Annotated in this window: 26 protein-coding genes; 15 read left to right on the top strand and 11 right to left on the bottom strand. The window is 66.7% G+C overall.

The features are described from left to right. Positions 1-9: 9 nt before the first annotated feature. The 6 genes from HV793_RS15385 to HV793_RS15360 are packed head-to-tail and all read right to left on the bottom strand — an operon-like array spanning position 10 to position 5,092. Positions 10-1,167 carry a thiolase family protein gene (locus HV793_RS15385; RefSeq protein ID WP_054453947.1) on the bottom strand — a complete coding sequence of 386 codons (1,158 nt, stop codon included), beginning with the start codon at positions 1,165-1,167 and terminating at the stop codon, positions 10-12. Next, the gene (locus HV793_RS15380; protein WP_054454816.1) at positions 1,164-1,559 is read right to left on the bottom strand and encodes a Zn-ribbon domain-containing OB-fold protein; all 396 of its coding nucleotides are present in this window, start codon (positions 1,557-1,559) and stop codon (positions 1,164-1,166) included. The genes HV793_RS15385 and HV793_RS15380 overlap by 4 nt, the downstream gene beginning before the upstream one ends. A gap of 5 nt (positions 1,560-1,564) precedes the next feature. Next, a complete protein-coding gene (locus HV793_RS15375) occupies positions 1,565-2,347 on the bottom strand; it encodes an enoyl-CoA hydratase/isomerase family protein (protein ID WP_175213460.1) in 783 nt (260 codons plus the stop codon). Beyond that, on the bottom strand, positions 2,344-2,823 hold the full coding sequence (locus HV793_RS15370; RefSeq protein ID WP_054453951.1) for a MaoC family dehydratase: 480 nt from the start codon (positions 2,821-2,823) through the stop codon (positions 2,344-2,346). Before HV793_RS15370 ends, HV793_RS15375 begins: the two co-directional genes overlap by 4 nt. 12 nt (positions 2,824-2,835) lie before the next feature. After that, positions 2,836-3,801 carry a Bug family tripartite tricarboxylate transporter substrate binding protein gene (locus tag HV793_RS15365; RefSeq protein ID WP_054453953.1) on the bottom strand — a complete coding sequence of 322 codons (966 nt, stop codon included), beginning with the start codon at positions 3,799-3,801 and terminating at the stop codon, positions 2,836-2,838. A gap of 49 nt (positions 3,802-3,850) precedes the next feature. After that, entirely contained in the window at positions 3,851-5,092 is a 1,242-nt protein-coding gene (locus HV793_RS15360) for a CaiB/BaiF CoA transferase family protein (protein ID WP_054453956.1), read from the bottom strand. 274 nt (positions 5,093-5,366) lie between these two features. Here HV793_RS15360 and HV793_RS15355 point away from each other — a divergent pair, with 274 nt between their 5' ends. The 5 genes from HV793_RS15355 (at position 5,367) to HV793_RS15335 (ending at position 9,416) form a co-directional block, all read left to right on the top strand. Continuing rightward, positions 5,367-6,137 carry an ABC transporter ATP-binding protein gene (locus HV793_RS15355; protein ID WP_054453958.1) on the top strand — a complete coding sequence of 257 codons (771 nt, stop codon included), beginning with the start codon at positions 5,367-5,369 and terminating at the stop codon, positions 6,135-6,137. 70 nt (positions 6,138-6,207) lie between these two features. After that, positions 6,208-7,206 (top strand): ABC transporter substrate-binding protein, encoded by a 999-nt coding sequence (locus tag HV793_RS15350; protein WP_054453961.1) that lies wholly within the window; start codon positions 6,208-6,210, stop codon positions 7,204-7,206. Beyond that, positions 7,203-7,976, top strand: coding sequence for an ABC transporter permease (locus tag HV793_RS15345; RefSeq protein ID WP_054453964.1), 774 nt, complete (start codon positions 7,203-7,205; stop codon positions 7,974-7,976). The genes HV793_RS15350 and HV793_RS15345 overlap by 4 nt, the downstream gene beginning before the upstream one ends. An 18-nt stretch (positions 7,977-7,994) precedes the next feature. Then, the gene (locus HV793_RS15340; RefSeq protein WP_119449662.1) at positions 7,995-8,801 is read left to right on the top strand and encodes a transporter substrate-binding domain-containing protein; all 807 of its coding nucleotides are present in this window, start codon (positions 7,995-7,997) and stop codon (positions 8,799-8,801) included. A gap of 27 nt (positions 8,802-8,828) precedes the next feature. Further along, entirely contained in the window at positions 8,829-9,416 is a 588-nt protein-coding gene (locus tag HV793_RS15335) for an IMPACT family protein (protein WP_054454822.1), read from the top strand. Between the two features lie 28 nt (positions 9,417-9,444). Here HV793_RS15335 and HV793_RS15330 read toward each other — a convergent pair whose 3' ends face one another. From HV793_RS15330 to HV793_RS15320, 3 genes are all read right to left on the bottom strand, one after another. After that, positions 9,445-9,819, bottom strand: a complete 375-nt coding sequence (locus HV793_RS15330) for a thioredoxin family protein (protein WP_013394055.1) — start codon at positions 9,817-9,819, stop codon at positions 9,445-9,447. A gap of 168 nt (positions 9,820-9,987) precedes the next feature. Then, positions 9,988-11,004, bottom strand: a complete 1,017-nt coding sequence (locus tag HV793_RS15325) for an LLM class flavin-dependent oxidoreductase (RefSeq protein WP_054453967.1) — start codon at positions 11,002-11,004, stop codon at positions 9,988-9,990. A 208-nt stretch (positions 11,005-11,212) separates the two neighbouring features. Continuing rightward, complete coding sequence (locus HV793_RS15320) at positions 11,213-12,505, bottom strand: NCS2 family permease (protein ID WP_119449664.1); 1,293 nt, start codon at positions 12,503-12,505, stop codon at positions 11,213-11,215. Between the two features lie 110 nt (positions 12,506-12,615). Between HV793_RS15320 and tsaD the strand changes: the two genes are divergently transcribed. Further along, on the top strand, positions 12,616-13,647 hold the full coding sequence (gene tsaD / locus HV793_RS15315) for a tRNA (adenosine(37)-N6)-threonylcarbamoyltransferase complex transferase subunit TsaD (RefSeq protein ID WP_054453971.1): 1,032 nt from the start codon (positions 12,616-12,618) through the stop codon (positions 13,645-13,647). 51 nt (positions 13,648-13,698) lie between these two features. Here tsaD and plsY read toward each other — a convergent pair whose 3' ends face one another. Next, entirely contained in the window at positions 13,699-14,340 is a 642-nt protein-coding gene (gene plsY, locus HV793_RS15310; RefSeq protein ID WP_054453973.1) for a glycerol-3-phosphate 1-O-acyltransferase PlsY, read from the bottom strand. A 188-nt stretch (positions 14,341-14,528) separates the two neighbouring features. Here plsY and surE point away from each other — a divergent pair, with 188 nt between their 5' ends. From surE to rlmD, 7 genes are all read left to right on the top strand, one after another. Beyond that, positions 14,529-15,287 (top strand): 5'/3'-nucleotidase SurE, encoded by a 759-nt coding sequence (gene surE / locus HV793_RS15305; RefSeq protein ID WP_054453975.1) that lies wholly within the window; start codon positions 14,529-14,531, stop codon positions 15,285-15,287. Continuing rightward, the gene (locus tag HV793_RS15300; RefSeq protein ID WP_054453977.1) at positions 15,272-16,096 is read left to right on the top strand and encodes a protein-L-isoaspartate(D-aspartate) O-methyltransferase; all 825 of its coding nucleotides are present in this window, start codon (positions 15,272-15,274) and stop codon (positions 16,094-16,096) included. Before surE ends, HV793_RS15300 begins: the two co-directional genes overlap by 16 nt. Positions 16,097-16,113: 17 nt before the next feature. After that, positions 16,114-16,968, top strand: coding sequence for a peptidoglycan DD-metalloendopeptidase family protein (locus HV793_RS15295; RefSeq protein ID WP_054453979.1), 855 nt, complete (start codon positions 16,114-16,116; stop codon positions 16,966-16,968). Continuing rightward, positions 16,965-17,744: a 3'-5' exonuclease gene (locus HV793_RS15290; protein WP_054453981.1), complete on the top strand. Its 780-nt coding sequence runs from the start codon at positions 16,965-16,967 to the stop codon at positions 17,742-17,744. The genes HV793_RS15295 and HV793_RS15290 overlap by 4 nt, the downstream gene beginning before the upstream one ends. A 180-nt stretch (positions 17,745-17,924) precedes the next feature. Next, positions 17,925-18,530 (top strand): hypothetical protein, encoded by a 606-nt coding sequence (locus HV793_RS15285; RefSeq protein ID WP_119449666.1) that lies wholly within the window; start codon positions 17,925-17,927, stop codon positions 18,528-18,530. 357 nt (positions 18,531-18,887) lie between these two features. Beyond that, on the top strand, positions 18,888-19,640 hold the full coding sequence (locus tag HV793_RS15280) for a TorF family putative porin (protein WP_059375682.1): 753 nt from the start codon (positions 18,888-18,890) through the stop codon (positions 19,638-19,640). A gap of 185 nt (positions 19,641-19,825) precedes the next feature. After that, complete coding sequence (gene rlmD, locus HV793_RS15275; RefSeq protein WP_175213459.1) at positions 19,826-21,313, top strand: 23S rRNA (uracil(1939)-C(5))-methyltransferase RlmD; 1,488 nt, start codon at positions 19,826-19,828, stop codon at positions 21,311-21,313. Positions 21,314-21,338: 25 nt separating this feature from the next. Here the strand turns inward: rlmD and cueR are convergent, their stop codons facing one another. After that, on the bottom strand, positions 21,339-21,731 hold the full coding sequence (gene cueR / locus HV793_RS15270; protein WP_054453989.1) for a Cu(I)-responsive transcriptional regulator: 393 nt from the start codon (positions 21,729-21,731) through the stop codon (positions 21,339-21,341). A gap of 124 nt (positions 21,732-21,855) precedes the next feature. Between cueR and HV793_RS15265 the strand changes: the two genes are divergently transcribed. Both HV793_RS15265 and HV793_RS15260 read left to right on the top strand, forming a co-directional pair. Next, positions 21,856-22,056 carry a heavy-metal-associated domain-containing protein gene (locus HV793_RS15265; RefSeq protein ID WP_054453991.1) on the top strand — a complete coding sequence of 67 codons (201 nt, stop codon included), beginning with the start codon at positions 21,856-21,858 and terminating at the stop codon, positions 22,054-22,056. 176 nt (positions 22,057-22,232) lie between these two features. Continuing rightward, positions 22,233-22,961, top strand: a complete 729-nt coding sequence (locus tag HV793_RS15260) for a glutathione peroxidase (RefSeq protein ID WP_054453993.1) — start codon at positions 22,233-22,235, stop codon at positions 22,959-22,961. Positions 22,962-23,037 lie beyond the last annotated feature (76 nt).

Genomic DNA, 23,037 nt, shown 5'->3' with positions numbered 1-23,037 from the left:
TTGTCGGGTTCAGAGGGTTTCGGCCGTGCCGAGGATCAGGGTGGCCTGGCTGGACAGCTCGCCGCCGTTGCCGTGAGCCAGCGCCAGGCTGGCGCCGGGCACCTGGCGCGCGCCGCCCAGGCCGGCCAGCTGCACGTAGGCTTCAACCATGGTGAACAGGCCGTACATGCCGGGATGCACGCAGGACAGGCCGCCGCCGTTGGTGTTGACGGGCAGCTCGCCGCCGGGCGCGATGCGGCCGTTTTCCACGAACGCCGCGCCTTCGCCCTTGGCGCAGAAGCCCAGGTCCTCCAGGAACAGGATCGGGTTGATGGTGAAGGCGTCGTACAGCTCCAGCACGTCGATGTCCCGCGGCCGCACGCCGGCCTGGGCAAAGGCGCGCGCGCCGCTGCGCGCGGCCGCCGTGACGGTCAGGTCCGGCATATTGGTGATTTCGCGGTGGTCCGTGGCGGCGGCCGCGCCCAACAGATAGGCGGGCCGGGCGCAGTGGTCGCGGGCCCGGTCGGCGCGGGTCATCACCACGGCGGCGGCGCCGTCGGTGACCAGGCAGCAGTCGCGCACGCTCAGGGGCTCGGCCACCATGCGGGCCGACAGGTACTGCGCCATGTCCAGAGGTTCGCGCATGTAGGCTTCAGGATTGAGCATGGCCCATTGGCGGGCGGCGATGGCCACCGCGCCCAGCTGTTCGCGCTTCAGGCCGTACTGGTGGGCGTAGCGCGAAGCCGCCAGCGCATAGGCGCCCACCGGACGCGCCAGGCGGTAGGGCGCTTCGTTGGGGGCGGGGCGCATGGAGCTCACCAGTTTGCCCGCGCCGCTGCGCTGATTGCTGCCGTAGGCGATCAGCGCCACGTCGCATTGCCCCGCTTCCAAGGCCAGCGCGGCCCACATGGCGTGCGTCAGAAAGGAGGACCCGCCGGTGCGGTTGTTCTCCGTCAGGCGAGGCGAGATGCCCAGGTATTCGGCAAAGCCCAGGCCGGACATGAAGTCATCGGGCAGACCGATGAAAAGGCCGTCGACCTGATCCGGGCGCAGCCCTGCCTGGTCCAGGGCCGCAAGACTGGCCTGGACGGCGAGGTCCATCGAGCTCAGCCCCGGGGTCTGGCCGATACCGTAGGTGGCTGCGGCGACGATGGCGGCCTTGCCGCGCGGGAAACGGTCTTGGGTCATGCTTGCTCCGCCACAGGTTCAAACACCAGCACGCCGCATCCGGCCTCCTGGACGACGCGGGCGCGCACCCGGGCGCCGATGCGCACGTCCTGCGCGGGGATGCCGTCCACCCGTGACATCAGCCGCGGCCCTTCGTCCAGATCGACCAGCACCACGCCGTAGGGCGTTTCGGGCGGCCGGGGGTGGATGACGGTGGCGGCGTAGATCCGCCCCAGTCCGCTGGGTGCGGCCCATTCCACGTCGCGCGAACCGCTGCGCGGCGCGGCTACGCGCGGATAGAAAAAGAATTCGCCGCTGGCGCGGTCGCGCTGCAGCATGAAACGGCCTTCGTTCAGATAGGCCTCGTAGCGGGCCTGCGGACCCGGTTCGGCGGTTTGGGTTTGCGTAGGCATGTCGTTCAATCCCATTTGTAGGCGGGGGGCAGCTTTTCCACGAAGCGCCGGGCGGCTTCGCGGTGGAAGGCGCTGTCGCGGCAGATGGCCTGGGCCATGGCTTCCTGCGCGTAGATGTCTTCGCGGCTGGATTCGAAGGTCCGGTTCATGATGGTCTTGGCCAGCCCCAGCGCCTGCGTCGGGGCGTTGTGAAAACGTTCGGCCATGGCCAGCGCCTGTTCCAGCGGATCGCCGTCGCAGAGCGCCTGCACCAGCCCAAGATCCAGCGCTTCCTCGGCGTCGCAGACCCGGGCCGTGAACACCAGTTCCTTGGCGCGCGCCAGCCCGACGGCGCGCGGCAGCAGATACATGCCCAGCATGTCGGGCACGTAGCCGATGCGGGCGAACACCGCGCAGAAGGTGGCGCCGCGCCGCGCGATGGCGTAGTCCGCGCACAGCGCCAGCGACAGGCCGGCGCCGAAAGCCACGCCTTCCACCGCGCTGATGACGGGTTTCTCCAGATCCACCAGCGCGTCGTACCACTGGTGGATCTTGCGGATGCGCGCGCGCCCCTCGAAGGCGTCCAGGCCCTGGGCATGCGCCTGTGCGATGGACTTGATGTCGCCGCCGGCGCAGAAATGCCCGCCCGAACCCGTCAGGACGACGGCCTTGATGCCGTCATCCTCGCGCAGTTCCGGGAGGGCGCGCGCGAACGCCTCGCGCATCTCCAGGCTGAGCGCATTGCGCTGGTCGGGGCGGTCCATGGCCAGCACGGCGGTGGCGCCGTGGCGGGTGATCTTCAGTGTCATGCCTGCTCCTTGCCTGCGTGATAGGCGATCTGCGTGAGCCAGCGCGCAACCAGCGCCGGTCTTTCCTCGCCGTCGATATCGATGCGAACGTCCCACGCCAGGCGCGCCTGGCCATCCGGCAGCTCGTCCACGCCAGTCAGCGCAAACGCGCCGCGGATGCGCGCGCCGGCCTTGACCGCCTGGGTGAAGCGCACGCGGTCAAAGCCGTAGTTCACCGCCAGCCTGCGGTTCGGAAAGCGCATCGCCGACGCATAGAGGCTGGGCAGCAGCGAGAGCGTCAGCAAGCCGTGGGCGATGGCCGCGCCGTAGGGCGATTCGGCCTGCGCGCGCTGCGGGTCCATGTGGATCCACTGCGTGTCGCCAGTGGCCAGGCCGAAGCGGTTGATGGTGTCCTGGTCGACCGTCTGCCAGGGAGTCAGCGCGGGAGGCTGTCCGGAAAAGGCGCGCAGCGCCTCGATGGAGTCCAAGGTGATCATGGGGGGCTCTTTTCACTGGGCCTTCAGGCCCAGGTCGCGGGCGACCGGCAGCCAGCGGTCGCGCTCGGCCTGCACGAAGGCGGCGAACACCTGGGCGTCGCCCGGCATGGCCACCGCGCCGATACTGGTGAGCTTGCGCTGCAGTTCCGGCTGCGCGAGCGCCTGGTTGACGCCGCGGTTCATCTGATCGACGACGGCGGTCTGCGTGCCGGCGGGCGCCACCAGGCCGAACCAGGCGCTGGCGTCGATGCCGGGATAGCCGAGCTCGGCGGCGGTGGGTACGTCGGGCAGGCCGGCGAAGCGCTTGTCGTCGAGCACGGCGAAGGGGCGGATCTTGCCGGACTGCGCCTGCGTCATGCTGGAGGGCAGGGCGTCGAACATCATGTCGGTGCTGCTGCCCATCAGGCCGACGATGGCGGGGGCGCTGCCCTGGTAGGGTACGTGCGTGACCTGGAAGCCCAGCTTGCTGACGGCGTATTCGCCGGCAAGATAGGTGATGTTCCCGGTGCCGGCCGAGCCCATGGTCAGCTTGCCGGGAGATTGCTTGCCCAGGGCGATCAAGGCCTTGACGTCGCGCGCCGGCAGGTCATGGCGCACCACAAGCAAGAGCGGCGACTTGGCCATGCCCGAGACCGGGACGAAGTCCTTGGACGGGTCGTAGGTCATCTTTGCGTAGAGCGCCTGGTTCACCACGAGCGGGGCGTTGGAGCCGACGAAGAAAGTCTTGCCGTCGGGCTTGGCGCGGGCGACGTAGTCGGCGGCGATCATGCCGGCGGCGCCGGGCTTGTTCTCGACGATGATGGTCGCGCCGCCGCCCTTGCTCATTTCCTGCGCCACCAGGCGCGCGATCTGGTCGGCGGCGCCGCCGGGCGGGTAGGGCACGATGAAGCGGACGGGCGCGTCCTGAGCCGACGCGGGGGCGGCCGCTAGGGCCGCCAGGGTCAGGGCGCTGCAGACTGCGGCGGTGATGATGCGCATGGTGGTGTCTCCTGGGTTGTTGTCATGGCCGCCTGCCCGGCGGTTGGGGTCAGATGATTCCGCGGCCTTTCAGCTGCGCGATGCGGGCTTCGTCCAGGCCCAGCCGCTCGCGCAGCACGGCGTCGGTGTGCTGGCCCAGCGCCGGCGCGGCGCGGTCGTAGCGCATGGGGGTGTCGCGCATGCGGATGGGGTTGGCCACGGCCGGCGTGTCCACGCCCGAGACATGGGGCAGCGACAACTGCATGCCGCGATGGCGCACGTGCGGGTCCTGGAATACCTGTTCGATGTCGTAGATGGGCCCGCAGGGCACGTTGACCGCTTGCAGTATCTGCACCCATTCCTGCATGGTGCGCGCCAGCATCGCCTCGGCGATCGGCGGTATCAGCGTGTCGCGGTTCCGATTGCGCCCGCCGGCCGTGGCGTAGCGTTCGTCGGCGGCCAGGTCGGCGCGGCCGATGGCGCCGCAGAAGGCGCGGTATTGGCCGTCATTGCCGACGGCGACGATGACCGAGCCTTCCTTGCAGGCGAATACCTGGTACGGAACCATGTTGGAATGGGCATTGCCCATGCGCTGCGGCACCCGCCCGGACAGGAAGTAGTTGATGGCCTGGTAGGACGAGATCGTGATCACGCAGTCCAGCAGCGACATGTCGATGTACTGCCCCACGCCGCTGACGCGGCGGTGTTCGACTGCGGCCAATATGGCCGTGCTGGCGTAGACGCCGGTCAGCAGGTCCGTGATCGCGATACCGGATTTCATCGGCTCGCCGGCGGGGTCGCCGGTGATGCTCATCAGTCCGCCCATACCCTGGAACACGAAGTCGTAGCCCGGCAGCGGCGCGTAGGGTCCGTCCTGGCCGAAGCCGGTGATCGAGCAATAGACCAGGCGCGGATTGATGGCGCGCAGGCTGTCGTAGTCCAGTCCATAACGCGCCAGCGTGCCGACTTTGTAGTTCTCGACCAGCACGTCGGAGTCCTTCGCCAGTTCCGCAATCAGAGCCTGGCCTTCCGTCGTGGCGATGTCCACGGTAATTGACCGCTTGCCGCGGTTGGCGCTCAGGAAGTAGGACGAGTCCCGGGTCTCAGCGCCGTCGGCGCCGGTCAGGAAAGGCGGCCCCCAGCCGCGCGTGTCGTCGCCGTGTCCAGGGCGCTCTACCTTGATGACGTCAGCGCCCATGTCGGCCAGCGTCTGCGTCGCCCATGGGCCGGCCAGCACGCGCGTCAGGTCCAGGATCTTGAGGTGGGATAGCGCGCCGCGCGGCTGCGCGGCGGCGGTGTTGTCTCGCTCCATGTCGCTCCGATCGGGGTGGGCCCCGTTATGTCTGGGGTCCACCTTAATGACGGAGGTAGCGAGGGTCCAATATCGTTTTACGCGTTATCGATTCGAATTGAGTATTGCCGGCGGGATGGGGCCGCCGTTCGATGTCCGTAACCAGTCCGGGCAGAACGCTGTTGATGCGTTCTTTATTACGAAAAGAAGTTAAGACATTCAATATTGATAGTTTGGATTCATATAACGAATTGTTAGATTGGAGGCTCATTTTTGGCCCGCCACGATACGTTCCATGAATCTCACCTTCGATCACGTCCACAAGCACTTCGGCGAACTGCCGGTGGTGGACGGCTTTACCAGCGAAATCAAGACCGGTGAACTGGTTGCCCTGGTGGGCCCCTCGGGTTGCGGCAAGTCCACCTTGCTGCATCTGGCGGCCGGCCTGGAAAAGCCCACCGAAGGCAGCGTGCTGGCCGACGGCAAGGCGGTTGCCGGCCCCCATCCCAGCCGTACCCTGGTGTTCCAGGAACACGCGCTGTACCCTTGGCTGACGCTGGAGGACAACGTGGCGCTGGCGCTGGAATTCCAGAACACGCCCAAGCCCCGCGCCCGTGAAGCCGCGCGCCAGTGGCTGGCGCGCGTCAGCCTGGCCGGCTTCGAACACTATTACCCCCATCAGGTGTCCGGCGGCATGCGCCAGCGCGCCGCGCTGGCGCGCGCCTTCATCGCCCAGCCGCAGACCATGCTGATGGACGAGCCTTTCGGCGCGCTGGACGCGCTGACCCGGCTGAGCCTGCAGGACGTCCTGCGCCAGCTCATCGCCCAGGAAAAGCCCACCGTGCTGCTGGTGACGCACGACGTGGACGAGGCCTTGTTCCTGGCCGACCGCATCATCGTCTTCAGCCCGCGCCCGGCGCGCGTGCTGCGCGAGTTCAACCTCGCGCACCGCGAAAAGACCCATGACCTGTCCGGCCTGGCGGCCGAGAAGCGCGAGATCCTGCGCCTGCTCGGCATCGCGGTGGACGGTTCGGGCGAGCACGCGGACCTGGCCCTGGCAGCCTGACCCCCGGATCTGGATTCTTGCTGGCGGCGCGTGCGCGTCGGCCGGCCCTGCATACCTTGGAGCACTTCCCATGAAACTGAAGCAATGGCTGTCCCTGCCGCTGGCCGCGGCGCTGCTGGCGGCAGCCCCCGCGATGGCGGCCGAGAAATTCCGTGTGGGCTATCTGCGCGTGATGGACGATGCGCAGGCCATCGTCGCGCAAGAGGGCGGCTACTACAAAAAGGCCGGCCTGGATTCCGAACTGATCGAGTTCAAGTCGGGCACCGACCTGATCAAGGCCATCGTCGGCGGCCAGCTGGACATCGGCGTGCTGGGCTTCACCAACGCGGTGGCCTGGGCCTCCAAGGGCGCGGACCTGAAGGTGGTGGGCGGTGCGCAGCAGGGCTACCACTCGCTGATCGTGCGCGAAGACTCCGGCATCAAGGACATCGCCGGGCTGAAGGGCAAGACCCTGGCCTCCCAGGCCGAAGGCAGCACTGCCGACGTGGTGCTGAAGGGCGTGGTGCTCAAGCAGGGCAACCTGGCTGCGGACGACGTCAACGTCATGGGCGTAAGCCCGGCCGTGGCGGTCCAGTCGCTGGTGGGCAAGCGCGTGGACGCGGCCTTCCTGTTCGAACCCTACGATCGCATCGCGCAACTGGTGGCGCCGGTCAAGCAGATCTATGAAGTGGGCCAGGCCTGGCCGTTCCCGTGCATGGTGGTGATCACCTCCGGCGAAACGCTGGCCAAGCGCAAGGACGACGTCTGGAAGGCGCTGGATGCGCAGAACCAGGCCATCCAGCTGCTGCAGAAGGAACCCGCGCAGGCTTCCAAGCTGATCGCGTCCTACTTCATCGCCGAACCCACGCTCAAGACCCTGACCCGTGGCGAACTGCCGCGCGAGACCGTCATCGCCGAAGCCATCGGCACGCAGGTCTTCACGCCCAAGCTGACCGACAAGGACACCCGCCGCATGCAGGAAATCGCCGACATCCTGCAAGCCCAGGGTTCGCTGAAGACGCGCGACGGCAAGCCGTATGACGTCTCCAGCATCGTCGACCTGTCCTGGCAAGAGGCTCGCAAGCTTTGAGCGCATCTACCCGAGTCACCGGCGCCCGCAAGCATTTCGCGGGCGTTCTGGGCGTGTTGTTCATCCTGGCCTTGTGGCAACTGGCGGCGTTCGCGCTGCCGGACTTCCTGATGCCGGGCGTGCCGGCCGTGGTCGAGCGCCTGGTCGAAGACCTGGGCAAGCAGTCCTTCCACCAGAGCCTCCTGGGCACGCTGGGGCGGCTGGGCGCGGGCTACGGCCTGGCGCTGGCGGCCGGCATCGGCTTCGGCCTGGTGGCGGCTGTGCTGTTCTTCTTCCGCGAAGTGCTGCGCAGCGCCATCGTCATCCTGCAGTCGATTCCGTCGATCGCCTGGGTGCCGCTGTTCCTCATCGTGATGGGCTTCGGCAATACGCCCATCATCGTCGTTGTGGCATTGTCGGCTTTCTTCCCGGCCGCGCTCAGCGTCATGAACGCGACTGAGTCCGTGCAGCGCGTGCATGTATCGGCGGCGCGCGTCATGGGCGCCACGCGCTGGGGACTGGTCAAGCGGGTCTACCTGCCGGCCGTGATGCCCGAGCTCATCACCGGCGCGCAGCTCGCCTTCGGCAATGCCTGGCGCGCGCTGATCTCGGCGGAAATGCTGATCGGCTTCGGCAAGGGGCTGGGCCGTTCGCTGGCCTATTCGGGCGAAATCGCCGACATGACCGGCGTCATGACCAACATCCTGGTCATTGCCGTGCTGGCCGCGCTGATCGACCAGTTCGTGCTTGAAAACCTCAAGCACCGCCTGCTGCGCTACCAGTACGTCTGAGGGCGACAGGAGTCCTGCATGATTGGCCGCATCCGTCTGTTTGTCCTCGGCGCCTGCCTGGTTGCATCGGGCTTCGCGCAGGCGCAGCCCGACGCCTTCGCGGCGGCGCGGGCGCGCGGCGAGCTGGTGGTGGGCGTGCCTTACCTGGCGCCACCGCCCGCGGCCGGCGCCAAGATCCGCACGCCGGACGGCCTGGACGCCGCAATGACCGATAGATTGGCGCAAAGCCTGGGACTGCCGGTGCGCCTGGTGCAATTGCCGCAGGAACAGGCCGCTGCCGCGCTGGCGGCGGGGCGGGTCGACCTGGTCCTGGCCGACGGCGCGTCGGCCCAGCCGGACGCGGTCGCGACGCAAGCCACAGGCTATGCCGCCCGACCCAAGGCCGTGATCCGCAGCGACACCAGCCTGCGCCGACCCGCCGACGTGCGCGGCCGCAGCGTCTGCATGGCGGAGGCCGCAAGCGCTTCCCGCGCCCTGGCCGAAAGCTGGGGCGCGGTGGTGCGCACCTACCGCGTGCCGTCCGATGCGCTGGTCGCCGTGCGCGAGGGCAGCTGCGATATCGGCCTGGTCGACGACGCGGTCTGGGAGCCGCTGGTGCGCTTCCCGGAATGGAAGAAGTTCTCCTCGACGCTGGCGGCCGATGGCGCGCGGCGTGAACGCGTGTGGCTGCTGCCGGCCTCCGACTCCGCCAGCCGCAACTGGCTGAGCCAGGAAATGCGCTCCTGGGACCGAGCGGGCGCCTGGAAGGCCATGACCGCGAAGTGGGCCCGCGACGTGGCCTTCGATGTCTATCTCGACCAGGAAGTGCCCGACTGCCACGGCTAGGGACTGGCGGCACATACAATGCCGGTCATGACGCACACGCTGACCGCCCCTTGCACCTACCAGGAAGACATCAAGAAAAGCCGCTTTGTCGCGTATGCGGCGCCCGTGTCCGGCGTGGACGAAGCCATGCGCTTCTTTGCCGAACATAGCGACGCCGAAGCGACCCACAACTGCTGGGCCTACCGCATCGGCCAGGAATACCGCTTCAATGACGACGGCGAGCCGGGAGGCACGGCCGGCCGTCCCATCCTGCAAGCCATCGAAGGCCAGGACATGGATCGCGTGGCGGTGCTGGTAGTGCGCTGGTACGGGGGCATTAAGCTCGGCGCAGGCGGACTGGTGCGCGCCTACGGAGGCTGCGCGGCCAACTGCCTGCGGCTGGGGGAGCGGACCGAGATCGTGGATCTTGCAACCGTCGCCTGCGCTTGCGGTTTTGGCGAACTGGCGTTGCTGAAGTCGCGCCTGGCTCAGGCAGGCGCGGCCATCCTGCAGGAAGACTTCAACGAGGAAGGGGTGGCGCTACGGTTCACGGTGCCGCGCGCAGCGGTGGCGGACCTGGAAGTGACCGCCGCCAACATCACGCGCGGGCGTGCGGCCTGGGAAGTCGAGTCCTGATCCCAGGGGCGCACGGCCCGCGCAGCGTTCAGGCGTCCTGCCCGTTCTGGGCAGCTGCGATTTCCTGATGGACCTTTTCCATGTCCACTTCCTTGATCTTGGCGAGCAGCTCATTGAGCTGGCCGCCCGACAAGGCGCCCGGTTGCGAGAACAGCAGGACCTTTTCGCGGAAGACCATCAGGGTCGGGATGGAACGGATGCCCAGCGCGCCGGCCAGTTCCTGTTCCACGTCGGTATTGACCTTGGCGAAGGTGACGTCGGGATGCTCGGTGGCGGCCTGTTCGAATACCGGCGCGAAACCGCGGCAGGGGCCGCACCAGGGCGCCCAGAAATCAACGATCAGCGTACCGTCGGGGGTAATGGCTTCCTGGAAGCTGTCTTTGGTGAGTTCAACAATACTCATTTTGAATCCTTGCCGGCGAGCGGCGTAAAAAGCGGTGTCAGAGGCCCGGGGTATGCCCGTCCCGGACCCGATGGGGCGTTGCGGCGGCGTTCGGTGCTTTAAGAACGATAGTAGAGCGGGTAATGGCCGCGTCGCAATGGTTGGCGCCTGAGGCGCGGGCTGCGGCCCTCAGGCCGCGGTGCTTGCCGGGGCGCCGTTTTTCAACGACGCGACGATCTCGAAGGAACGCAGGCGGTCGGCGATATCGTAGAAATCCGAGACGATCATGACTTCGTCGGCCTCGGTTTCGGCCACCAGCGCTTCCAGTTCGCGCCGGACGGTATCCGGGCCGCCCACGATGGCCGCGCCCAGTCTTTGATGGACCGCCTCGCGCTCCCATTCGTTCCACAGGCCGTCCATGCTGTCCACGGGCGGTTGCAGCTGCAGGCGGTTGCCGCGCACCAGCGACAGGAATTTCAGCTGCTGGGTGGTGGCCTGGCGCCTGGCGGCTTCATCGGTTTCGGCGGCCACGACCGGCACGCCTATCATGGCGTAGGGCCGCGCCAGCGTTGCCGACGGCTTGAACAAATGGCGGTACAGGCGCATGGCCGCCATGCCTTCGGGCGAAAAATGTCCCGCGAAGGAGAAGGGCAGGCCCAGCTCCGCGGCAAGCCGCGCGCTGAAATCGCTGGACCCCAGCAGCCAGATCGGAATGTCCAGGCCTTCGCCGGGAATGGCGCGCACGGGCTGGCCAGGGCGCGAAGGCGCGAGGAAACCGCGCAATTCTTCCACCAGCGCCGGGAACTCCAATCCGCTGCGCGGACCGCGGCGCAATGCGTGTTGCGTGGCGCCGTCGCTACCGGGCGCGCGGCCCAGGCCCAGGTCGATACGGCCAGGGTAAAGCGTTTCCAGCGTGCCGAACTGCTCGGCGATGATCAGCGGCGCGTGGTTGGGCAGCATGACGCCGCCCGAGCCCACGCGCAGGGTGCTGGTGTGCGAGGCGACGTGGCCGATCAGTACGGCGGTGGCGCTGCTGGCCACGCCGTTGATGTTGTGGTGTTCCGCCAGCCAGAAGCGCTTGTAGCCCAGGCGTTCCACGTGCTGCGCCACCGCAACCGTGTTGCGGAAGGCGTCAGCCGCGTCGCGGCCTTGCACTATCGGGGCCAGGTCCAGTACGGAGAAAGGGATGCGGGCCAGGCTGCTCATGCGGAAACCTCCGTGTACACGGTGGGACAGGACAGCGGGGCGGAAACAAAGCGGGTAAGGCGCAAGGCGGACTCCATATGCCGTTATACATGGGGAGTGTATCGGTGAAATCAAGCGGACCCGCCAGCAACCATATGGCGCGGCGGGTTGATTGATTTCCGCTATTGCCGCGATTGGCCCGCCTTGCGAGCGGCCTTGGGGCTTGCGCCTAGCCGGGGAAGAATGCGTAGCGGATCACGAACAGCGCCGCGACCAGCCAGGTGGCGGGATGCACGTCGCGGACCTTGCCGGTGGCCGTCTTCAGCACGACGTAGCTGATGAAGCCGAAGGCGATGCCATTGGCGATCGAGTACGTGAACGGCATGACCAGGGCGGTCAGCGCGGCCGGCGTGGCCTCGCAGACGTCGTTCCAGTCGATGTCGATCAGTTCGCGCATCATCAGGCCGGCCACGTAGAGCAGGGCGGGCGCGGTGGCGTAGGCCGGCACGGCGCCGGCCAGCGGCGAAATGAACAGCGCGGCCAGGAACAGCACCGCGACGACCAGGGCCGTCATGCCGGTACGGCCGCCAGCCTGCACGCCGGAGGCGCTTTCCACATAGGCGGTGGTGCTGCTGGTGCCCAGCATCGAGCCGGCCACGATGGCGCTGCTGTCGGCGAAGAGCGCGCGGCCCAGGCGGTTGGGGCGGTTCTCGGGCATCAGGCCCGCGCGCTTGGCCACGCCCACCAGCGTGCCGGTGGCGTCGAACACTTCAACCAGCACGAACACCAGGATCACGTGCACGAAGCCGCTGTGCAGCGCGCCCAGGATGTCCAGCTTCATCAGCGTGGGGGCCAGGCTGGGCGGGGCGGCGAAGATGCCCTTGAATTCGTTGTAGCCCAGCGCCATCGACAGCACCGTGACCACCAGGATGCCGATCAGGATCGCGCCGCGCACGCGCAGCGCATCCAGCGCGGCGATGATGAAAAAGCCCAGGATGGCGAACAGCGGACCGGGCTGGGTCAGGTCGCCCAGGGTGACCTTGGTGGCGGGATGCGCAACCACGATGTTGGCGCTGGATAGCGCGATAATGGCAAGGAACAGCCCGATGCCGGCGGCGATGGCGCTGCGCAGCGAATGCGGAATGCCCTTGACCAGCCAGACCCGGATGCCCGAGAACGTCAGGAACAGGAAGATCACGCCCGAGATGAACACGGCGCCCAGCGCCTGCTCCCAGGTGTAGCCCATGGTCTTGACCACGGTGAATGCGAAGAAGGCGTTCAGGCCCATGCCCGGCGCCATGCCGATCGGCCAGTTGGCGATCAGCGCCATCACCAGCGAGCCCAGCGCGGCGGCCAGGCAGGTGGCGACGAACACGGCATCGCGGTCCATGCCCGTCGACGACAGGATGTCCGGATTGACGAAGATGATGTACGACATCGTCAGGAATGTCGTCAGGCCGGCGACCAGTTCCGTACGCGCTGTCGTGCCGTGTTCACGCAGCTTGAATAGCTTCTCGAGCATTCGAGTCCCCAATGTGTTTGCAGGATTGCGGGTTGTTGTGGGCGGGCTGGGTTGCCCGCCGGTTTTTCATGAAAGGGCGTATTTTCGCATCAGTTGTAAACTCTGCCGCCATGATTATTCTCGGCTTTGAAAGCTCCTGCGACGAAACCGGCGTCGCTGCCGTCTGTACGGAACGGGGCCTGCTAGCGCACGCGCTGCATACCCAGATCGCCATGCACCAGGAATACGGGGGCGTGGTGCCGGAACTCGCCTCGCGCGACCATATCCGCCGCGTCGTGCCGCTGACCCGGCAGGTCCTCGAAGAAGCGGGCCTGCAAATGTCGGATGTCGGCGCCGTGGCCTATACGGCCGGCCCCGGCCTGGCCGGCGCCTTGCTGGTGGGCGCCAGCGTCGCGCAGTCGTTCGCCTGGTCGCGTCATTTGCCCGCCATCGGCATCCATCACCTGGAAGGCCATCTGCTATCGCCGATGCTGGCGGATCCGCGGCCTGAATTCCCCTTCGTGGCGCTGCTGGTGTCCGGCGGACACACGCAGCTGATGCGCGTGGACGGGGTGGGACGCTACGAATTGCTGGGCGAAACGCTGGACGACGCGGCGGGCGAGGCCTTCGACAAGTCGGCCAAGCTCATGGGCCTGGGCTATCCCGGCGGACCGGCGCTGTCCCGGCTGGCCGCCAGCGGCGATGCCGCGCGTTTCGATCTGCCGCGCCCCATGCTGCACAGCGGCGACCTGGATTTCAGTTTCAGCGGCCTGAAGACGGCCGTGCTGACCCGGGTCAAGGCTGCCGAAGCCGCGGGCGGACTGGACGAACAGACCCGCGCCGACCTGGCCGCGGCCACGCAGGCCGCCATCGTGGAAGTGCTGGCGGCCAAGGCCATCAAGGCCCTGAAGCAGACCGGCCTGAAGCGCCTGGTGGTGGCCGGGGGAGTGGGGGCCAACCAGCTGCTGCGCGCCAAGCTGGACGCGGCGCTCAAGCCGCTCAAGGCGCGCGCCTATTTCCCGCCCCTGGAACTGTGCACCGACAACGGCGCCATGATTGCCTTTGCCGCCGCCGAGCGGGTCAAGGCTGGCCTGGCGACGCTGGATCCGGATGCGCACAGCTTCACTGTGAAGCCGCGCTGGGACCTGGCCGACATCGCCTGAAAATGAAAAGGGCGGCCATGCAGGCCGCCCCGAAGCGCATTCCTTGCGCGTTTATTTCTTCTTGCCGCCGCCGATGCGGCTTTCCGTGCCCTGGACCAGGCGCGTGATGTTGGCGCGGTGGCGGTAGAACAACAGCACGCCGATGACTGCAAGCGCCACGCCCATGGACGGCTGCGCATACCAGGCCAGGCCGGAACCGAACACGTAGTAGACGGGGGCGAAGAAGGCCGCCACCAGTGAAGCCAGGGACGAATAGCGGAAGAACACCGCGACGATCAGCCAGGTGGCCGCCGTGGCGACCGCCAGCCAGGGCTGGATTGCCACCAGCACGCCCAAGGCGGTGGCCACGCCCTTGCCGCCCTTGAAGCGCAGGAATATCGGGTACAGATGGCCCAGGAAGGCGGCCAGCGCCACCAGCGCCAGCGCGACGGGGGAGATCCCGGGAGCCAGTTTTTCGGCCAGCCAGATCGCGAACCATCCCTTGGCGGCGTCGCCCAGCAGCGTCAGCGCGGCGGCCGTCTTGTTCCCGGTGCGCAGCACATTGGTGGCGCCGGGATTCTTGGAGCCGTAGCTGCGGGGGTCTTGCAGGCCCATGAGCTTGCTGACGACCACTGCGAAGGGCACGGAGCCGATCAGGTAGGCCAGCAGGATGAGCGCAGCGCTGAAGACCAGGGAGGGGTCGTTTATCGCCATGGATAGGATCCGTTGTTGTTGTGTTGTTGCGGTAATGGGTGCGGATTCTACCGCGCCCGGGGCCGGGTCCGGCTACGGGTTATCGAGCGGGGCTGCGGCCCCCGTCCGCCAGTCGATCGCACGGATACCGGCCGCGGACGGTACAATCCGACGCGTTCACCCGCGTTTTATTTTCTTTCGGATGCACAATGCGAATTCTGGTTTCGAACGATGATGGTTATTCGGCCCCTGGGCTCGAGGCGCTGGTTGACGCGCTGCAGGGCCTGGGCGATCTCACTGTCGTCGCGCCTGAAACCAACCATAGCGGCGCGTCCAACTCCCTGACGCTGAACCGGCCGCTGTCGGTACGCACCGCCTCCAACGGCTTCATTGCCGTCAACGGCACCCCGTCCGACTGCGTGCACGTGGCGCTCACCGGCCTTATGGATACCCGGCCGGACCTGGTCGTGTCCGGCATCAACAACGGCGCCAACATGGGCGACGACACCCTGTATTCGGGCACCGTGGCCGCTGCCAGCGAAGGCTATCTGTTCGGCATCCCGGCCATCGCGTTCTCGCTGGCCGAGAAGGGCTGGGAGCACATCGATTCCGCCGCGCGCGCCGCGCGCCTCGTGGTGGAACGCCATCTGGCCCAGCCGCTGGCCGCGCCGGTGCTCCTGAACGTCAATATCCCCAGCCGCCGCTTCGAAGACATGCACGGCTTCGCGGTCACGCGCCTGGGAAAGCGCCATCCCTCGCAGCCGGTGGTGCGCACCACCACGCCGTATGGCGATACCGTCTATTGGATCGGACCCGTGGGTTTGGCGGCCGACGCCACGCCAGGCACGGACTTTCATGCCGTCGAGCAGGGTACGGTGTCGGTCACGCCGCTGCGCCTGGACCTGACCCAGCACAGCCAGCTCGACGAGATCCGGACCTGGGCGGAGCCGCTATGCGTAAACGTGTAAGCCAGCCGGACGTGACCCAGCCGGTGCCCGGGCGTACCGGTCCGGTGCGCTACGACTCGGGTCGGCTCAGTCCGGGCGTCACGCCCGCCAACAGCAACACCCGCATTTCCGCAGCCACGCTGCAACGCCAGACCCAGGCGCCGACGCCTGCATCGGGCAGCAATCTGGGGCTGAATTCGGATCGCCTGCGCCAGGCCATGGTCGAGCGCCTGCGGGCGCAGGGCATTACCGACGAGCGCGTGCTCAACGCCATGGGCGCGGTGCCGCGCCATCTGTTCGTCGACGAGGCGCTGGCCAGCCGCGCTTACGAAGACGCCGCGCTGCCCATCGGTCATTCGCAAACCATCTCCCAACCCTGGGTGGTGGCGCGCATGATCGCCGCCGCCTGCGACGACCGCACGCCCACCCGCGTGCTGGAAGTCGGCGCGGGTTGCGGCTACCAGGCGGCGGTGCTCGCGCAATTCGTGCGCGAGGTTCACACCATCGAACGCATCCGCGGATTGTATGAACTTGCGCGCGAGCATCTGCGCGCCCTGCGGCTCACCACCAGGATCCGCTTGATCTACGGCGACGGCATGCTGGGCCTGCCCGGCGTGGCGCCGTTCGATGCTATCGTTGTGGCTGCCGCTGGCCTTGCCATCCCGCAGGCGCTGCTCTCGCAGCTCGCACCGGGTGGCCGCCTGATCGCTCCTGAAGGGGGCGCCAACCAGCGCCTGGTTCTCATCGAACGCACAGGCGCGGCCAGCTGGAAACGCACAGAATTAGAGGCCGTGCGCTTTGTGCCGCTACGGGCCGGAATACAATCTTGAGCAAACAGGAGAAACGTATGCTCAACGGGCAGTTGCAACTGACCGATATCACCCTGGGCGCGTCCATGACGCGCCTGCGCCGCCCGCTCTTCATCGCGGGGGCTCTCAGCCTGTCCATCCTGGCTGGCTGCGCTTCCAAAGGCACTCGCGCCCCGGTGGTCGACATGACCGGCGGGCAACCCGCGCCGGCCACCCAGACCGGCGGCACCTATGTGGTGAAACCGGGCGACACGCTCTACAAGATCGCCCGCGCCAACAATGTGGATGTCGAAAACGTCAAGCGTTGGAACAACCTCAGCGACCCCAACCAGATCTCGGTCGGCCAGGTCCTGAAGATGTCCGGCAGCGCCAGCGGCGGGGCGCAGACCGCGCCGGTCGCGGGCTCCAAGACGCAGCCGCGTCCGCTGGACCAGCCGGAAACCCTGCCGCCGCCGACCACTGAAACCACCACGCCGCCGCCCACCGCGCCGGTCGAGACCAAGCCCGCCACGCGCGCGGCCGACGCGGCCGTCATCAATTGGGCCTGGCCTGCCAACGGCCAGATCGTGCAAGGCTTCAACAACAGCAGCAAGGGCATCGACATCGCCGGCGCGCTGGGCGATCCGGTCACCGCCGCCGCCGACGGCCTGGTCAAGTACAGCGGCAACGGTGTGCGCGGCCTGGGCAACCTGATCATCGTCGAACACCAGAACGGCTTCATTACCGCTTACGCGCATAACCGCGCGGTGCTGGTGAAGACGGGCCAGAACGTCAAGCGCGGCGCCAAGATCGCCGAACTCGGCCAAAGCGATACCACGTCGCCGCGCCTGCACTTCGAGATCCGCCGCCAAGGCCAGCCGGTGGACCCCATGCAGTATCTGCCTGCCCGATGACGCCCACTCTCGTCTTCGACCTGGAAACCATCCCCGACGCCGAGGGGCTGCGCAAGCTCAACGGCTGGGGGGCTGATGTTTCCGACCAGGAGGTGGTCGAGCGCGCGCTGACCGCGCGCCGCGAGGCCGTGGGCCATGATTTCCTGCCGCTGCATCTGCACAAGGTGGCGGTGGTGGGCTGCGTGTTCCGCGACGACCAGGGCTTTCGGGTCAAGACCCTGGGCCAGCCCGACGATCCCGAAGCCGCCTTGCTGGCGGGCTTCTTCAAGACCATCGAGCGCTACACGCCCAAGCTCGTGAGCTGGAACGGTTCCGGCTTCGACCTGCCGGTGCTGCATTACCGCAGCCTGATCCAGGGCGTGCCCGCGCCGCGCTACTGGGACATGGGCGAGGAAGATCGCGACTTCAAGTTCAACAACTACATTTCGCGCTACCACTCGCGTCACCTGGACCTGATGGACCTGCTGGCCAAGTACAACGGCCGCGCCAACGCGCCGCTGGACGAACTGGCCAAGCTTTGCGGCTTTCCCGGCAAGCTGGGCATGGACGGCAGCAAGGTGTGGGAAGCCTGGAGCCAGGGCCGCGCCGACGAGGTGCGGGCCTATTGCGAAACGGACGTGGTCAACACCTGGCTGGTGTATTGCCGTTTCCGTTTCCTGCGCGGCGAACTCGACCGCACTTCCTACGAAGCGGAAATCGCGCTGGTGCGCGACACCCTCAGCGCCAGCGATGCGCCGCACTGGAAGGAGTACATGGCGGCCTGGGACGCCAACTGAGCGGCGTCTCGGCCGGAGGATCCGTCTTCCGGTGGACAGGATCAAACGGGGCCCGCGAGGCCCCGTTCTTGCGTCTGGATCATGCGCAATCGACTGAAACATTGCTTGCGCCAGCGAAACCTGGATGAAACCGGGCCAATCGCACAATGGCCTCGCTTTCTTCACTTTCAGGAGACCTACATGTCCCGATTCGCTATCCGCTCCAATTTGGCCGCTCTTGCATTTGTCGCCGCGACGGGCGGCCTGGTGGCCGGCTCCGTCATGGCTGCGCCTCCTCCTCCCGCTGACGGCGGCCCCGCCGCCATGCACGATGGCCAGCGCGGCGGCTTCCACAAAGGCATGCGCGACGGCCTCTTCATTCCCGGCCTGGGTCCGGTGACCAAGGCGCAGGTCGCCGAGCTGAAGCTGGACGACAAGCAGCAGGCCTTGTTCAAGACCGCGCAGGACGGCCAGCGCAGCCTGCACGAAGCCATGCGTGCCTCGGGCGGCAAGCGCCACGACTTGCTCAAGGCGCAGCTGGACAGCGGCAAGCTGGATCCCCGCGCGCTGGTCGAACAGTCCGAAAAGTCGCGTGATGCCTTCGGTCCCCAGGCCAAGCAGGTGCGCGACCAATGGCTCGCGGTCTGGGACAGCCTGAACGACACCCAGCGCGGCCAGGTGACCAAGTTCGTCAAGGAACGCCAGGACCGCATGCAGGAGCGCCACGCCCGCATGGAAGGGCGCCACGGCAAGGGCAAGGCGGATGCGCCCGCTGCCGCCGCGCCGGCCAAGCCTGCCGCCAACTAAGCAGTGCGGCCGGCCGTCCCGGCCGGTGCGCGCCATCAACCCCGGACACGCGACCGCGTGCCGGGGTTTTTCATTTGGCGTCCGGGATGGCGGCTGGCGGCGGCTCGCCATGCGTACCGATAGGGAGCGGGTTCCCCGTTTTGACGCATAAGCGCGTGCGCCGGCACACGCGTCCGCACTGTTCTGGTGCGGCGCGGGCGCCGTCAGCGGGCGATGCGCCTGCGTATCGGCTTGCCGCAGACCTGGCACGGACATTGCTTTGTGGAGTAGGAACCGGTTTCAAACGCTGCACCGCCGGTCCTAGTGATGCGCCTCGGCCATCTACCTACTCGACAAATCCGATCAGGACTCCGCACCATGAAGAAGACGTTGCTAGCCGTGCCCTTTGCGCTCGCCGCTTGTTTCGCCGCGACGGCGCAGGCCGAACCCACCGACCTGGGCGGCGGATTTTCGCTCAGCGGCAACGCCGCCATCGTCAGCGACTACCGTTTCCGCGGCTACTCGCAGACCGACTTCCGGCCCGCCGTGCAGTTGGGCTTCGACCTGACCCACAGTTCCGGCTTCTATCTGGGCAACTGGAACTCCAACGTTTCCGATTTCGTGTTCACCGACGGCAACCTGGAAATGGATTTCTACGGCGGCTGGAAGGGCGACGTGGGCGGCGGCTTCACGCTGGATGCGGGCGTCCTGCATTACTACTACCCGGGATCCAGCTCGCCGAAGGGCGGCAACTACAACAACACCGACCTCTATCTGGGCGCGTCCTACGGCAACTACAGCCTCAAGTACTCCTATACGCCCAGCGACTTCTTCAGCACGCCGGACAGCAAGGGCACCTGGTACCTGGACGGCACGGCCAACTTCGACCTGGGCGACGGCTGGGGCCTGGTCGGCCACCTGGGCTACCAGAAGCTCAAGAACCAGACCAATATGGACGGCGACTCCATCGGCCATTACGTCGACTACAAGCTCGGCGTGACCAAGGACCTGAAGGGCTGGATCCTGGGCCTGGCCGCCGTGGGGGCGACCAAGGACAACTGGTTGCCGACCAAGTACGGCCATCCTTCGGGCCGCCTGGGCGCCGTCTTCTCGGTGGCGCGTTCCTTCTGACCGATATCCGTGGCGGCGCCTGGCAGCGCCGGCTTTCGGGCTTGCCGACGATTGGCGGTGACCGCCGTCCGGGGCAAGCCCTTTTTTCATCGGGAGACCGTTCCGGCCCCACATCGCCATTTCCAGGATTGGCCGCAGTCCTTCTACAATAGAAGGTTGCGTGTAATTCTTCTGGACTGCGTGAGATGTCTGACGTTTTGAGTATTGAATCCCTGGACCTGGAAGCCAGGGGTATCGCCCGCCGCGACGGGAAGGTCGTCTTCGTGGAAGGCGCCTTACCGGGCGAACGGGTCACCACGGTTACGCTGCGCCGCAAGCCGTCCTACGAGATTGCGCGCGTGGACGAGGTGCTGCGGCCCTCGTCGCAGCGCGTGGCGCCGCGCTGCCCGCATTTCGGCGTCTGTGGCGGCTGTGCCATGCAGCACCTGGAACCCAGCACGCAGGTCGCCATCAAGCAACGTTCGCTGGAAGACACCTTCTGGCATGTCGGCAAGCTGCGTCCCGCGCGCATCCTGGCGCCGCTGCAAGGCCCGACCTGGGGCTACCGCTACCGCGCCCGCCTGTCGGTGCGCGTGGTGCCCAAGAAGGGCGGCGTGCTGGTCGGTTTCCATGAGCGCAAGAGCAGCTATGTGGCCGACATGCGCGAATGCCATGTGCTGCCGCGCCACGTCAGCGACCTGCTTATCCCTTTGCGCGAAATGATCGGTTCCATGTCCGCGCCGGACCGCATGCCGCAGATCGAAGTGTCGCTGGGCGAGGGCGTGACCGCCCTGGTGCTGCGCCATCTGCTGCCGCTGACCGATGGCGACATCGCCATCCTGCGCGCCTTCGCCGCCAAGCACAACGTGCAATGGTGGCTGCAGTCCAAGGGTCCGGAAACCGTGCACCCGCTGGAGCGCGAGCACGGCGACACGCTGGCCTACACCATGCCGGAATTCGGCCTGCGCATGCCGTATCGACCCACCGATTTCACGCAGGTCAATCACGCCATCAACCGTGCGATGGTGTCGCGCGCGCTGAAACTACTGGAGGTGCAGCCTGCCGACCGCGTGGCGGATCTGTTCTGCGGGCTGGGCAACTTCACGCTGCCGCTGGCGACGCAGGGCAGGGAAGCCGTGGGCGTGGAAGGCAGCAAGGCGCTGACCGACCGCGCTTTCGACGCGGCATCGCGCCACGGCCTGGGCGATCGCACCAGCTTCGCCACCCTGAACCTGTTCGAGGTGGACGTGGAATGGCTGCGCGGCCTGGGCTACTTCGACCGCATGCTGATCGATCCGCCGCGCGAAGGCGCGCATGCCGTGGCGCAGGCCCTGTCGCTGTTGGAGGCGCACGAGCGCCCCGTGCGCATCGTCTACGTGTCCTGTAATCCGGCCACGCTGGCGCGCGATGCGGCCATCATGGTGCATGAAGGCGGCTATGTGTTGAAGAGCGCGGGCGTGATCAACATGTTCCCGCACACGGGCCATGTGGAGTCCATTGCGGTGTTCGAATCGCTGGACGCCGAAGGTATCCAGGCCGTGCGGGAACGCGCCCGCCAGCGCGCCATTCAGGCGGCGGCCGAAGCGGCAGCCGCGGAAGAAGCCAAGGCCGCGGCCGCCGCCGAGAAGGCGGCCGCCAAGCAGGCCGCCACCGACGCCTATCACGCCAAGGTCGCGGCCGAAGCGCAGGACTGACGCCGCGGGAAGGGCCTGGGCCGTTTCAGTGCTTGCAGCCCAGGCCTTCCAGTATCGGGCAGTCCGGCCTGTCATTGCCCTGGCAGTGTTCGGCCAGATGCTTCAAGGTGGCCGCCATGTCGCGCAGCGCCTCGGCCTTGCGCTCCAGTTCCTGCACGTGTTCCAGCGCGATGCGCTTGACGTCGGCGCTGGCGCGGCTGCGGTCCTTCCACAGCGCCAGCAACTCATTCATCTGTTCCACCGAAAAACCCAGGTCGCGCGCGCGGCGCACGAAGTGCAGCGTATGCAGATCGTGTTCGCTGTACACGCGGTAGCCGGAATCCGTGCGTCCGGCGGGGCTGATGAGGCCGATGCTTTCGTAGTAGCGGATCATCTTGGCGGAAATGCCGGAACTCCTGGATGCCTCGCCGATATTCATTGCTGTGCTCCTGTGTAGCCTGAGTGCGATTCTACGCTTGACCTTTCCATCATGGGAAGGTTTAAGCTGCTTTCCATGGTGGACGAAACGTAGTCCATCGCCCTTGAATCCTATGGAGATAACTATGAGCATCGAGTTCCAAGTGGCTGACATGACCTGCGGTCATTGCGCCAAGACCATTACGGCCGCGGTGGCCCAGGCGGCTCCGGGCGCGACTGTCACGATCGATCTGCCCACGCACCGCGTGACCGTGACCGGGGCCGATGACGCCGACAAGATCGAAGACGCGATCCGCGACGCCGGCTACCAGCCGCAGCCGGTGTAATTCCTCCTGGCGCGAGGCCGGGCTATGATAGATCCGGTCTCGCGTTGGTTATTTATTCATTGCCAAAATCTATCGATTCATTGAATTTATTAAATTTGAATAATTGATAGTAAGGATTTATCATTCTTTCCATGGTGGTTAATCAAACAACCCCGCTACCCCAAGGAGAGATTTGAATGCTGCAAAACCGCGAAGGCCAACGTGTTCCGAACGTAACGTTCCCGGTCCGTGAGGACAACACCTGGAAGAAGGTGACGTCCGACGACCTGTTCAAGAACAAGACCGTCGTGGTCTTTTCCCTGCCCGGCGCCTTCACGCCGACCTGCTCGTCGACCCACCTGCCGCGTTACAACGAACTGGCTCCCGCCTTCTTCGCCGCCGGCGTGGACAGCATCGTCTGCGTGTCGGTCAATGACACCTTCGTCATGAACGAATGGGCCAAGGACCAGGAATCGGCCAACATCACGCTGCTGCCCGACGGCAACGGCGAGTTCACCGAAGGCATGGGCATGCTGGTCGACAAGAGCGACCTGGGCTTCGGCAAGCGCAGCTGGCGCTATTCCATGCTGGTCAAGGACGGCGTGGTCCAGAAGATGTTCATCGAGCCGGAAAAGGAAGGCGACCCGTTTGAAGTGTCGGACGCCGACACCATGCTGGCGCACTTCGCCCCGTCGGCCAAGAAGCCCGACCAGGTGGTCGTGTTCTCCAAGCCGGGCTGCCCGTTCTGCGTGGAAGCCAAGGCGCTGCTGGATGCCAAGGGCTACGCCCCGATCGAGATCCCGCTGGAAAACAAGGTCCGTGGCCGCGTGATCGGCGCTGTCTCGGGCAAGGGCACCGCCCCGCAGGTGTTCATCAATGGCGCGCTGATCGGCGGCCTGGAAGACCTGAAGGCGCACTTCGCCTAAGCGTCTGCAACGCTACCGGTCCCGGGTTCGCCCCGGGGCCGGGCAGCAGGGCGGTTCGCCGCCTGCTGCACCCTTC

It is taken from the genome of Achromobacter aegrifaciens, assembly GCF_902859965.1.
Classification (GTDB): Bacteria; Pseudomonadota; Gammaproteobacteria; order Burkholderiales; family Burkholderiaceae_B; genus Achromobacter; species Achromobacter aegrifaciens.
The sequence above is the reverse complement of the archived record's forward strand: the minus strand, read 5'-3'. Positions and strand labels throughout refer to the sequence as shown.